Here is a 13,400-nt window from a genome sequence, read left to right as displayed (position 1 = left end):
TGATCTGTTCTACTGTTTCTCTATCACTTATTCCTAACTTTTCTTTGATTATTAATGCCCCCAGTGCCATCCTAAATGTTTTGGCTGGTGCGCCTATTTTTTCTGAAAATATTGCTGCGTATTCGCCATCAAATTCCGACCAAGGGATCATTTTTGCCATAATTACCCATCGGTTGTCTAATGCCAATTTCTCCTCGAAGGGTAGTTGAAACTTTTCCGGTGCTGTTTCCTGTTCTTGCGCTTTTCTATACATCTTAATGCGCCTTAATGCAAGGGATTTTACTCATTTTAACTCTTTTTCTTGCACCTTTTTCACTTTCTATCCCCATCAAGTCATCTATTTGTCCCGGTTTTATGTTTATTCAGCAAGCCCTAAGTAGGGCTGGCTGAATCAAGCTAAAACTTAGATATATCAAGAGTTTGAAGGTTGAAAAGGTGAATCAGGTGCAAGGAATAAGCGTTGAAACTAGCAAAAACCTATCACTTGACCAGATTCAAAACTATTCTTCTGTTTTTCTAATTCTTCCTCGGTGACTCCTGACTTCTGGTTTTTGCCAATTATTTCACTTCAGTTACTCGCCAGCTTAGTTTTAAGTTAACCCAGAAATTCCAAATTGTGGCAACTGCGATCGCTATTAACTTAGCTAAATATTGATTCATACCCAAGCTATTAAAAAGGAAATTAACTACTAAAGTTTGAATGACTATCCCAGCTAAACAAACCATATTGAACTTCAAAAATCTTTTGAACCGCTGACGATTTCCTATCTGTTTGCGGGAAATATCACCAAAAGTCCACAAATCATTCCAAAGGAAATTATTGAGAATTGCGATTTCAGCAGACACAATTGTACTACGAGTTAAGCCCAAATTAATCACAGTCCGCATGACGTGAAATATTGTTAAATCAACAAATACCCCACTAAATCCCACCGCCCCGAAACGAAGAAATCTGCCAATGGGAAAGTTAACTTTTCTGCGAATTTTTCCTATGCGTCCCGTAGATACCCGTAACCGGACTAGGTGATGGATGTATTCTAAATATTGCTTCCATGTTACCTTGCTTTCGCCTTCTGTGCGTTCCCGGAATACATAACCAGCTTCAGCAATTTCTCCTACTCGTCCCCGGCCAATAACTTCCAAGAGAATTTTATACCCAACTGGATTAAGTGTTGCCCCAGCGATCGCACTCCGTTTTACCATGAAATAACCACTCATTGGGTCAGAAACTCTACCTAATACTCCAGGTAAAATTACTAAGCCCAAAATCTGCGCCCCCCGTGATAAAAAGCGCCTAATTATACTCCAACTACTCACACCACCACCGTCTACGTGACGACTGGCTAAAGCTAAATCTGCGCCTTGTTCTATCTTCTCTAATAGTTGTGTCAACACCTCTGGGGGATGCTGTAGGTCTCCATCAATCACACCTAAAATACTGCCTGTAGCCGCTTGCCAACCACGAATCACAGCCGAAGACAATCCCCGTTCATCTTGACGACGCATTACCCGTAACTGGGGATAATCTGGAATCAGAGATTGTGCTACTTCCCATGTCCGGTCTGGGCTATCATCATCCACTACAATTAGTTCATAATTACCAGGAATAGCCGCATCTAGTAACCCACTTAAGATATTAACGACATTTTCGATATTGTCACGCTCTTTATAAGTAGGAATAACTAAAGATAGAAGAATATGATGATCTCCATTCATATCCTCTGGCTTAAATTCAGAAATTTTTAATGCACCAGTAGGGACTACTAACAGGGAATTAGATGAGTTTGTATTCATAAAATAAGTAGTAAATTTTAACTTGCCAAATCGTCTGTATAAAGGTTAACTATCAATAGGGTACAATACTCTTGGTATAATACGAACAATTGGTAAATTTTACAGCAGAAAACAGGATTGAATGTTTCTGGGTATATGGCTTGAATCTTAGATTTTGTGCCTGATTAATCTGTAATCTGTGTTAAGTTCCAGGTGAGTGTGTATAAAGTTTGGCGGTAAATTTGTCAAGATTCATCGTCCCTGCCAAATTTTGAGTTGCTTTTAACTGAAATTGGGACGATAAAATTTGTTGAATTTTTTGTTGTTCAATTTCAACTTCTGCTTGTGTTTTCAGTTTAGACCAGAGAGGATATTCACTATCTAACCAAAGAACCCGAAAATATTTTTCTGGTTTTTCTTTGAGAACTTGTTCTAAAGAAGTAGCTAGTTTGGCTGGAGTTTGAGATAGAAGCATCACAGAAGAGTCTGTGGGTATGTAATAAGCAAGACGATTGACATGACCCCAAGCTTTAGAGTTCATAGCAATTAAAGTGGGTTGATTTACGTCTTTTGCAACTAATTCGGCAATTGAACGAAAAACTGTGCGATTTCGCAAACTCAAATCGCCGATACTAATAGTTAGATATATCAGCAATAAACCAGACGCTATCAGGGTACGCCATTGTTTAGCAATTGCCTTTTCTACCCACAAAGCTATTAATAATAAACAGCCAGGGAGAATAATGATCATTGTTCTTCCAAAACCAAAACCCAAGGTAAACTTTTTACTAGCTATGTCTACGCATAAAGCCAGTAATATCGGCACAATACCCAATATTAAAACTATACCTAAATTCCTTTTTTCATCTTGTTTCCACAGATGGATACTAAAACTAACAAATGCCAATATTACTAAACAACCAGCTAAAGTAATGACAATAGGATCTAAACTAGTTGCCCAGTCTCCTATCAGTATATCAGTACCTAAAGTGTTAGCCAAATCCTGTAAATGTCTTAACAAGGGAGGTGATGTAGATTGGGCTTTACCAAAACGATCTAAGTCAGCATTACGAAGTTGTTTGATTGTCCCCCATAGTATCCAAGGCGTGGTGATTAAGACTCCAGCACCTAAGCGTAAACCATGTTGAAACCAATGTCGTCTATCTAAATAAAGTACCAATACTCCTAAAACTATTATCCAATAGGCATATAAATAAAAAGTCATTAAACCAGCAGCAATAGAAATAATCAGGAGTCCGTTCCATAACAACTGACTGCGACGACTGGGGCTAATGTCAGAATTTTGTTGTGCAATCAGATGGAGTAATGCCCATGTACTCAGAATTACCCATAATACTAGAGGTGCATACATTCTGACATTGAGAGAATGAAATAAATAAAATGGATTAAGCGCCAACAAAGCTGTAAATAATAGTCCACCCCGATGTCCTAAAACGAATTTTCCTAAACCATAAGATCCTGCTATTGCCCCAATGCTAAATAATGTGTTTAAACTCCGCATTCCGGCTTCACTATTACCAAAAAGACGTAACCAAAAATGTTGACTCAAAAAGAATATGGGAGGATGAGGTTCTCCCCGTAACAAACTTTTAATTAAATCTACGATAGTTAATAAGAAGTCGCGGATACTTCCTTCATTGGGTAAATTTAATAAGGATGTGTATTGTGATAAAACTACTGGTAAATCCCCTGGGGTTTTGTAGAGACTGTTTTTACTGGTAGATAGAAGTAATGATAAAACTTCGTCATACCAAAATTCTCTACTTCCTAGATTAATGATTCGTAGAATTACGCCTAAAGCGATCGCTATTAGGGCTAATGTCTCTATGGATAAAAACTGTTTCAGGTTATTATTTGGTAAATTTGTCTTCATTATTTTTATATTTTTCTGAATTTGATTTTATTGACTTTATTGTGCAGTAATCGTAGCTTCTTCTATTCTGTATCTTTGATTTTCTTGAATTTTTTTGATCTGAATAGTTAGATTGTTCTGATTTGCAGCCAATTCTAATTTCTCCGGTATTTGGGGAGAGGAAAAGCATTGATCATAACCAGGACATATATAGATAAATTTTTTATAACCTTGTTCATGTAATGCCAAACCTAATTTACGTATATCATCAGGTGTTTTAGTGAGAAAAAATATTTTTTGTTTAAAAGCAGTTTCAAAACTTTGTCCAACATACTGGTTGGCTACAGCTACGATTTTATTACTATCTTTTTGCAAAAAATTAAGAACTTCAATATTGTCTTTTCTAAATTTTCCAGGAGAAGCTGCTGTAATTGTATTGAGATTAAATCCCAATATTAATGGGACAAATAAAATTCCTAAACTAATATATTTTATTCCCAAATCTTTGATTTTCCAAGTTTTATCTAAACCAGAAATTACTATAAAATTTATTAGTGGTACAAGGATTAATAAAAATCTTGGACCCCATTGTTTACCGCCATCACTAGGAATCAGAATAGGAACTATCAACAGAAATAAACCTGATATTAATAATATTTGATTAACCGCAGGTTTTAATTTGAAATCGCGTCTGAATAAGGAAATGATGAAAACTACCCCAGCAAAGTATGTAATAGGGAAATATTTTAGGAGTTCGTTTTTGAGAATATTAAAAAACTTGATTGATTTCAATATTCTTTTTTGTAGAGAAAAATTTTCGACAACTTGGAAAGCGTGAGCGCCTAAAGGATGACCATAAATCATTGCGTTCATGGCAAAAAAGCACAAAATAGTAGATATTAAACTAACAAGAAATATTATTTCTTTATATTGGATAATAGTGATAAAATTGAGCTTTGTTAAATAGGAAGCAACTACTAATACCACTAAAATAACTACTAAGGCTAAAAATTCTGGTCTAAACCAAACTGATAAACCAATGAATATACCACTGAGGATAGCTTCTTTGTTGGTAAATTCTTTTTCTCTGTTGGCAAAAATAATAACTAAGCCAGTAAATGCCAGAGATACTGCAAGTGTATGTTCCCAATACATGGAACTATACATAGTTAGGGGAGATGCAAAAATTAGGGTAATTAAACCAATGGATATAATTAGCTGATTAAATTTAAAAGATTGACAGAGACGATAAAAATTAACCCAGATGATCCATGTGGAAACTAAGGGAATTATGTAAAATCCTCTATAACCAAAAATGGCATGAAATGGGGCAGTAACTAGGGGAAATGTAAAAGGAAATGTGATATAATAAAGGTTATTAATTTTATAGCTAAATGGGGCTTCAAAAGGATATAACCCATCATTCCATAGATTATGCACCCATTGGGGTACTTGTAAGTCTAAATCAAAGCGTAGATTACCAGAACTAAGTTGTTTAGCTAACAATGCTTTGAGTCCACCATCACCACTAAAATAAATATCATCTGGTACTTGCCATACCAGGTATAAAGAAAAAATCACACCTGATAGAATTATCAACAAGGGCGCTGTGGCTTTTAATTTATTCATACGTTAATAAAATTTTAATGACCTGTGACTAATATAACTTTGGATAGTATTCTGGATCATTCCTTGCTAGGGTTTAATATATCACAATCGGAAGCAGTAGTATTATTAAAACAGAGTGACCCAGAAGCGATCGCTCAAATTCAATCTACAGCAGATAAACTCCGGCAAAAACAAGCTGGTAATACGGTTACTTACGTAATTAATCGCAATATTAATTTTACCAACATTTGTGAACAGCATTGTAGTTTTTGTGCATTCCGCCGGGATGATGGTGATGCTGATGCTTATTGGTTAAATTGGGCGCAAATTTTGGAAAAATCTACAGATGCAGTGCATCGAGGCGCAACGGAAATCTGTATGCAAGGGGGATTACACCCCCAAGCACAAATCAATGGTAAGTCATTACCTTACTATCTCAAGTTAGTAGAAACCATCAAAAGCGAATTTCCTCATCTACATTTACACGCTTTTTCTCCCCAAGAAATCCAATTTATCGCCAGATTAGATGAAATTTCCTACACTGATGTCATTATCGCTTTGCGAGATGCTGGTGTCGGTTCAATGCCGGGAACAGCCGCCGAAGTGTTAGATGATGAGGTACGACGGGTATTATGTCCAGAAAAGATTGATACAGCCACTTGGCTAGAAATTGTCAGTACAGCCCATAAATTAGGTGTCCCCACTACTAGCACCATGTTATCGGGGCATATTGAAACCCCAGAACAACAAATTGGCCATTTAGAAAAATTGCGATCGCTCCAACAAACGGCGATAGAAACAGGATACCCGGCGAGAATTACCGAATTTATTGTTTTACCATTTGTCGGACAAGAAGCACCTAAATCCTTACGACGACGGGTAGGACGAGATCAACCTGTACTAGCTGATGCCCTGTTATTAACAGCCGTAGCCAGAATTTATTTAGGAAATTACATACCCAATCATCAACCAAGTTGGGTTAAATTAGGGCTAGATGGTGCGACAGAAGCCTTAAAATGGGGTTGTAATGATATAGGTGGTACATTAATGGAAGAACACATTACCACAATGGCCGGGGCTGTAGGTGGGACTTGCATGGAAGTGGAAACTTTACAAAGTGCGATCGCTTCCCTGAAAAGACCTTACAAACAAAGGGATACCTTGTATCGAGAAATCGGTAATGGTGAATGAAGTTATTCTACACATTCAACATCTCGGAGAAGTATAAATCTCTCTTGTTTCTCTCCGCGTCTCTGCGTCTCTGCGTGAGAAAAAATAATCTTAAACCCTATAGCAACGCCTTGTAATTTTAACTAAAAATACCAGAAAAAAAATCTCATGTCAATATCAATCGCTGAAAAAACCAAACTTCGTCAAATACTTGAGAATATTATCAATAATATCGAGAATAGAGGCTGCTTATTGCAAAAAAACAAATTTTCCTAAAATTGATATAAGCCCTAATTATGAATCACAAATAAAAAAGGATGGGGTTTCCCCCACCCATACAGATTAGCGTTTAGCTAATTTCTTGGACATCTTGCGAAGACGAATAGATTCAGGTGTAACTTCCACCAATTCATCTTGAGCAATGTATTCCAAAGCCCGTTCCAAATTCATGTCTATGGGTGTTTGTAACTGAGTAAGTTCTTCACCACCAGAGGATCTATGGTTAGTTAACTGCTTAGTTTTACAAACGTTCAATTCCAAATCTTGGGGACGATTATGTTCACCAATAATCATACCCTTGTAAACCTTAGTTCCTTCACTGATAAAGAATGCGCCTCTATCTTCACAGTTTTTCATCGCGTAGGCAGTAGAAACACCTTCTTCAAAGGAGATGAGAACGCCTTTGTTGCGGGCTTCAATATCACCGCAAAGGGGACGATAATCAAGGAAACTGTGGTTCATGATGCCTTCACCACGAGTCATTCGCATGAATTCACCCCGGAAGCCGATTAAACCACGGGCTGCGACGATAAACTCTAGTTGGGTGCGATCGCCGCCACCAGGCTGCATATCTTGCATTTCCGCTTTCCGTTGTCCCAACCGTTCAATACAGCTACCAACTGCATCAGCGGGAACGTCTAAAGCTAGGAGTTCATAAGGTTCGCAAGGTTGACCGTTAACTGTGCGGTAAATTACTTGAGGTTGAGATACTTGGAACTCAAAACCTTCACGGCGCATGGTTTCGATTAATATGCCTAAGTGTAATTCACCACGACCAGAAACCAGGAATTTATCGGGAGAGTCGGTATCTTCAACGCGCAATGCTACGTTTGTTTCTAATTCGCGGTACAAGCGATCGCGGATTTGGCGAGATGTTACCAATTTACCTTCTTGACCAGCAAAAGGCGAATCATTCACCCAGAAAGTCATTTGTAAAGTTGGTTCATCCACCTTAATTAATGGTAGAGCCAGTGGTTCATTAGGATCTGTAATAGTTTCGCCAATGTAAGCATCAGCAAAACCAGCCACAGCCACAATATAACCTGCGGTAGCTTCTTGCATTTCTATCCGCTTCAAACCATCAAAACCCATCAACTTGGTAATTTTGCCCTTGACAATGCTACCATCTTCTACTACTAGAGCGGCTTGTTGTCCGGCGCGGATAGTTCCATTGTGAATTTTACCAATGATAATCCGTCCTAAATATTCAGAATAATCTAGGGTGGTAACTTGCAATTGCAGCGGTTTGTTAGGATCTCCCACGGGTGCAGGGACATGGCGAAGAATCGCATCAAATAGGGGCTGCATATCTACCCCTTCTTCTTCCAAAGTTTCTTTAGCGAAACCAGCCATACCGGAAGCAAACAGATACTTAAAGTCGCATTGGTCTTCATCTGCGCCTAATTCTAAGAACAGATCCAACACCTTATCAACAGCAATGTGGGGGTCAGCTTGTCCACGATCAATCTTGTTAATAACAACGATAGGACGTAGACCTTTTTCCAAAGCCTTTTTAAGTACAAAGCGGGTTTGGGGCATTGGTCCTTCATTGGCATCAACAATCAGCAAACAACCGTCTACCATGCCGAGTACCCGTTCTACTTCTCCGCCGAAGTCAGCGTGTCCAGGAGTATCAACAATATTGATCAGCGTTTCTTTGTAATGAACTGCTGTATTTTTAGAAAGAATCGTAATTCCTCTTTCTCTCTCCAAATCGTTGGAGTCCATGACACAATCCGGAACGTCTTCACCTTCACGGAAAATGCCGGACTGTTTGAGGAGAGCATCAACCAAGGTGGTCTTACCATGGTCAACGTGAGCGATGATGGCGACGTTACGAATTGGGAGCGTCATAGAGGGTTTCGGTAAACTTTAGTGTTTTTAGATTAGTAGCTAATTTTTGGCTCTTTTAACAGAGTTGGGGATGATTTTTCCATTCTGTAACGAACCTTTAATAATTCTACCTCAATTGTCACAAATATTGTTATTTTGATAATAAATATCAAAAGTACGGTTTAGATTGGTCTAACTTTTTCCTGCAACCAACCAGTCCAATCTTCACGCCCTAACTGGCTATCTGCTAACATCAGTACCATTTGTTCTTGCTCATCAAGCGTAGCAACGATTTCTAACCCGTTCAAAACCAGAAAAGTTTCCATGGCTGCATGAGCAGTGCGCTTGTTACCGTCAACTAAGGCATGATTCTTGATGAGAGAGAAACCCAACGCAGAAGCCTTATCAATAACTGTAGGATATAAATCTTGTCCCCCAAAAGTCATTTTGGGTTGAGCTACAGCAGATTCTAATAAACCTAAATCGCGGATACCCAAAGCTCCACCAGACTGGTTGATTACTTGACGGTGCAGATACAGGACTTCAAGTAATGTGAGGTAACGTATCATGCGAGACGACGGTACAATTCAGAATTTTTCTTGAGTACATAATTTGCAGCTTGCTCAAAATCAGTTTTTGGATAATTGAGCCAGTCTTCTATAGTAGCACGTAATAATTCTTCAGGAGAGATACCGTTTGCTTGTGCCATTACTTGCAATTGTTGTAATTGTTCCTCTGGAATATTGATAGTGATTGCAGCCATAGGAGTTTTTGATAGAAGTTAGTGTTTTCTACTATTTTAAACAGAGAACAATCTGTAATTAGCACTTACAACTGAAATTGTGCCAAAATTAACTTATAAATCTATAAATTTACAGGTTATGGCTTGGTTATCAGGACAGCAATTACAAAATGGTAAATACACCATAGAAAAAGAATTAGGTGAAGGTGGTTTTGGTATCACATATCTTGCTAGAGATAATAATGGAAATTTCGTGGTTATCAAAACGTTGAATGATGCAATACAACGACGTGCTGATTTTGCTAAATTTCAACAAGATTTTATTAACGAAGCGATTAAATTAGCTAAATGCACTCATCCCCATATTGTCCAAATTTACGAAGTCATTAATGAAAATGATCTTTGGTGTATGGTGATGGAATATATTGATGGTGAAGATTTAGGAACTTTAGTAGAAAATCATGGTGTTTTGTCTGAAGATATAGCCTTAAAATATATTCAACAAATAGGAGAAGCGTTAACTGTAGTTCATAATAATGGTTTATTACATCGAGATGTAAAACCGCAAAATATAATGATACGTTCGGGAAAATCAGCAGCGGTATTAATTGATTTTGGGATTGCAAGGGAATTTTCCCATAATTTGATTCAAACACATACGCAAATGTTAGCTGATGGTTTTGCACCAATTGAACAATATGATAAAAGAGCAAAAAGGGGAGCATTTACAGATGTTTATGCTTTAGCTGCAACTTTGTATTCTTTGTTAACTGGAGAATTACCAACTATATCACCAATGAGAGCAATTGGTACAGAATTGGAAGAAGCGAAAGAGATAAATTCAAAGATTAGTGACAGAGTGAATCATGCCATAATTAAAGGAATGGAAATCAAGCCGGAAAATCGTCCTCAGTCAATAATTGAGTGGTTATCTATTCTGAATATTACAAGCATTCCAACTACAAATATCAATTTGTCATCTTTTGAAATAGTCCAGTCTCAATCAATAGATGATATCGTCGGTGAATTTCAAATTCATGTTAATTATAATAGTTCTAATGCAGGATATCTGATACATCATAGAGAACATCGCAAAGATCCTACACTGCATTATCACATAACTAGATCTGATACTCACGCCTTTAACTTTGGTGGAAATGGATTTGCTATTTTCCCGATTCCGAGAAAAGCTAAAAGAGCAAGAGATATAAAATTATTACCCAGAAAAGAAGTTCTTGATAGATGTTTAATAGCTTATGAATTATTCAAAAATTGGGACTATGGTATATTAGGATGGAACTGTGAACACTTTGCTAGATTGGTCACAACCAATGAAGCAATTAGTTATCAAGTGAAAGAGTCTATTTTAGCATTTTTCAATAATAATGGATATCATCCATTAGCAAAAGAAATGATGGACAAAGCTTGTAGAAATGCAAAATACTAATTTTAGTTGAAAACAATAAATTCTCTCTTCTTCTTCTCTTCCTTCGTGTCCTTCGTGTCTTCGTGGTTCAATCCTTCTAAACCTCAACACCAAACCGAAAATACCCGATGTTCCTAAGAAATCGGGCATTTATGGTCTAGGTGTTACTCACCGTATTATTCCATCACTTGTGCTGACTTTTGTTTATCCAACTTGAGCATTAATACTCCCAAAGGTGGTAAACATAAATCCAAAGAATAAGGACGATTGTGCAAAGACCAATCATCAGTCCACTTACCACCTAAATTGCCCATATTACTACCGCCATATTGACGGGCATCACTATTGAACAACTCCGTATAGAAGCCCTGCTCAGGAACACCGATACGATAGTGGGAATGGGGTTGGGGTGTAAAATTACAAACAACAATCAGGAAATTATCAGAATTTTTGTCACGACGGATAAAAGAAACGACACTATGACGGTTATCGCTACAGTCAATCCAATCAAACCCTTCTTGCTCAAAATCTTGAGTGTATAAAGCAGGTTCAGAACGGTAAAGATGGTTAAGAGACTGGAAAAAATCTTTTAACTTTCCGTGTGGTTCATGTTGTAATAGATGCCATTCCAAATCAGCCCAAACATTCCACTCACTCCACTGTCCAAATTCCATGCTCATAAACATGGTTTTTTTGCCGGGGTGAGCGAACATATAAGTAAACAAACAACGGATATTAGCTAACTTCTGCCATTCATCACCCGGCATTTTGCCGATCATATTACTCTTACCATGCACCACTTCATCATGGGACAGAGCTAACATGAAATTCTCGCTGTGGTTATACCACATACTAAAAGTGATGTTATTTTGATGGAACTGACGAAACCAAGGGTCCATGCTGAAGTAGTCCAGCATATCGTGCATCCAGCCCATATTCCACTTTAAGTTAAAACCCAATCCTCCTGTGTAAGTAGGCCAAGATACCATTGGCCAAGAGGTGGATTCTTCCGCGATAGAAAGCACACCGGGAAAATAGCTGAATAGCAGGTGATTAACTTGACGAAGAAAATCCGCAGCTTCTAAATTTTCTCTCCCACCGTATTCGTTAGGCAACCATTCTCCTGGTTCTCGACAATAGTCAAGGTAGAGCATAGAAGCGACAGCATCAACGCGAATTCCGTCAATGTGGTATTTATCAAACCAGAACAGGGCATTAGCCACCAAGAAATTCCGAACTTCATGGCGATTGTAGTTAAATACTAAAGTTCCCCATTCTTTATGTTCACCTTTACGGGAGTCAGCGTGTTCATACAAGTGACTACCATCGAAGAAAGCTAAACCGTGACCATCTTTGGGGAAGTGACCAGGAACCCAGTCTACAATTACACCAATGCCATTTTTATGACATTCGTCCACAAAATACATGAAATCTTCTGGAGTACCAAAGCGGGATGTAGGAGCAAAGTAACCAGTTACTTGATAACCCCAAGAACCATCAAAGGGATGCTCTGCAATTGGTAGTAATTCGAGATGGGTATATCCTAATCTCTTAACATAGGGAATGAGTTTATCGGCTAATTCTCGATAAGTCAGAAACCGTGCGCCGGTTTTTAGTTCGGAAACGACAACTACAGCTTCAGTTTCTCCATTCGGTAATTTGGCAGGTTCAGCACTAGCGGCGTGTAACCAAGAGCCTAAATGGACTTCGTAGACGGAAATGGGTTGAGTCAAGGGGTCCGTATGTCGCCGCTTTTCCATCCAGTTTTCGTCTTTCCAGGTGTAGGAATTTAAGTCGGTAACAATAGATGCTGTTTTCGGACGTGGTTCTTGTTGGAAACCATAGGGATCAGATTTTTCGTAAATATGTCCTTCAAAATTTTTGATTTCGTATTTGTAATGTTCTCCTACACCTATTTCCGGAATAAACAATTCCCAAATGCCTGTATGTCCTTTCCGCATTTGGTGTTTGCGTCCATCCCACAGGTTAAAATCTCCCAATAAGGAAACGTTGCGGGCATTGGGGGCCCAAACGGCAAAATAAACCCCTTTAACACCATCTACTTCTGTGGTGTGCGCTCCTAGTTTCTCATAAATGCGGTGGTGGTTGCCTTCACTAAATAGATGGAGGTCAAATTCTGTTAAGTGGGCAGAGCGGAAGGCATAAGGATCATAAATGACTAGCTCATGTTCTCCTTCTTTAATGCGTAACTGATAGTTTTTCAGTTCTGCTGTTTCAATGGTGCATTCAAAAAAGTGAGGATCATGAACTGTGTCCATGGGGTATTCTTTGCGTTCTTCTGGAACTACTACCCAGGCAGCGATCGCATTTGGGAGGTATGCTCGCACAGCCCAAACAGTTTTACCATTTTGCTCGATGATATGAGAACCCAGAATTTCAAACGGATTGTGATGTTGATTCCCAACAATACTTTGAACCTGTTCAGGGGCGACCGTGGTTATGGACATGAAGCTACCTATGTGAAATATGGTGATTGACTAAATCTACTTTTTTAAAATCTAAACCCCGTCTAAGTTAAAACCTATAGTTTTTCCAAAGGGAATATTATTCGGTTCTGTTCTCGCTTGAGTTGTCAGATGTACTCTAAATTACAAAAAACTACGGTTCTCAAGGTAGACGCGGTTTATATATATTCTTTACATTTATTTGCATTTTTTTCGCCACCGTTATCGTAC

The 13,400-nt window shown here is 38.2% G+C and carries 9 protein-coding genes and 1 pseudogene; 2 read left to right on the top strand and 8 right to left on the bottom strand.

Features of this window, described 5'->3' with window-relative positions; genetic code table 11:
- From FJR38_RS07790 to FJR38_RS07775, 4 genes and pseudogenes are all read right to left on the bottom strand, one after another.
- Positions 1 to 253: pseudogene (locus FJR38_RS07790) on the bottom strand (IS5/IS1182 family transposase); the annotation flags it as partial.
- A gap of 305 nt (positions 254 to 558) precedes the next feature.
- Positions 559 to 1,794 (bottom strand): glycosyltransferase, encoded by a 1,236-nt coding sequence (locus FJR38_RS07785; protein WP_168536283.1) that lies wholly within the window; start codon positions 1,792 to 1,794, stop codon positions 559 to 561.
- Positions 1,795 to 1,975: 181 nt separating this feature from the next.
- Positions 1,976 to 3,667 (bottom strand): glycosyltransferase family 39 protein, encoded by a 1,692-nt coding sequence (locus FJR38_RS07780; protein WP_168536281.1) that lies wholly within the window; start codon positions 3,665 to 3,667, stop codon positions 1,976 to 1,978.
- 36 nt (positions 3,668 to 3,703) lie between these two features.
- Positions 3,704 to 5,275: an LA_3751/LA_3752 family putative glycosyltransferase gene (locus FJR38_RS07775; RefSeq protein ID WP_168536279.1), complete on the bottom strand. Its 1,572-nt coding sequence runs from the start codon at positions 5,273 to 5,275 to the stop codon at positions 3,704 to 3,706.
- Between the two features lie 24 nt (positions 5,276 to 5,299).
- Between FJR38_RS07775 and cofH the strand changes: the two genes are divergently transcribed.
- Positions 5,300 to 6,445, top strand: coding sequence for a 7,8-didemethyl-8-hydroxy-5-deazariboflavin synthase subunit CofH (gene cofH, locus FJR38_RS07770; protein ID WP_168536277.1), 1,146 nt, complete (start codon positions 5,300 to 5,302; stop codon positions 6,443 to 6,445).
- Positions 6,446 to 6,766: 321 nt separating this feature from the next.
- Here the strand turns inward: cofH and typA are convergent, their stop codons facing one another.
- The 3 genes from typA to FJR38_RS07755 form a co-directional block, all read right to left on the bottom strand.
- Positions 6,767 to 8,557, bottom strand: coding sequence for a translational GTPase TypA (gene typA / locus FJR38_RS07765; protein ID WP_168536275.1), 1,791 nt, complete (start codon positions 8,555 to 8,557; stop codon positions 6,767 to 6,769).
- A 161-nt stretch (positions 8,558 to 8,718) separates the two neighbouring features.
- Positions 8,719 to 9,105, bottom strand: coding sequence for a type II toxin-antitoxin system death-on-curing family toxin (locus FJR38_RS07760; protein WP_174763514.1), 387 nt, complete (start codon positions 9,103 to 9,105; stop codon positions 8,719 to 8,721).
- Entirely contained in the window at positions 9,102 to 9,299 is a 198-nt protein-coding gene (locus FJR38_RS07755; RefSeq protein WP_168493148.1) for a ribbon-helix-helix protein, CopG family, read from the bottom strand. Before FJR38_RS07755 ends, FJR38_RS07760 begins: the two co-directional genes overlap by 4 nt.
- 79 nt (positions 9,300 to 9,378) lie before the next feature.
- On the opposite strand from FJR38_RS07755, the gene FJR38_RS28295 reads away from it, so the two are divergent.
- On the top strand, positions 9,379 to 10,725 hold the full coding sequence (locus tag FJR38_RS28295) for a serine/threonine protein kinase (protein WP_371418156.1): 1,347 nt from the start codon (positions 9,379 to 9,381) through the stop codon (positions 10,723 to 10,725).
- A 155-nt stretch (positions 10,726 to 10,880) separates the two neighbouring features.
- Here FJR38_RS28295 and glgB read toward each other — a convergent pair whose 3' ends face one another.
- Complete coding sequence (gene glgB, locus FJR38_RS07745; RefSeq protein WP_168493147.1) at positions 10,881 to 13,172, bottom strand: 1,4-alpha-glucan branching enzyme; 2,292 nt, start codon at positions 13,170 to 13,172, stop codon at positions 10,881 to 10,883.
- Between the last annotated feature and the right edge of the window lie 228 nt (positions 13,173 to 13,400).

Origin of the sequence: Anabaena sp. UHCC 0253 (assembly GCF_009712085.1) — a bacterium.
Classification (GTDB): Bacteria; Cyanobacteriota; Cyanobacteriia; order Cyanobacteriales; family Nostocaceae; genus Dolichospermum.
The sequence above is the reverse complement of the archived record's forward strand: the minus strand, read 5'-3'. Positions and strand labels throughout refer to the sequence as shown.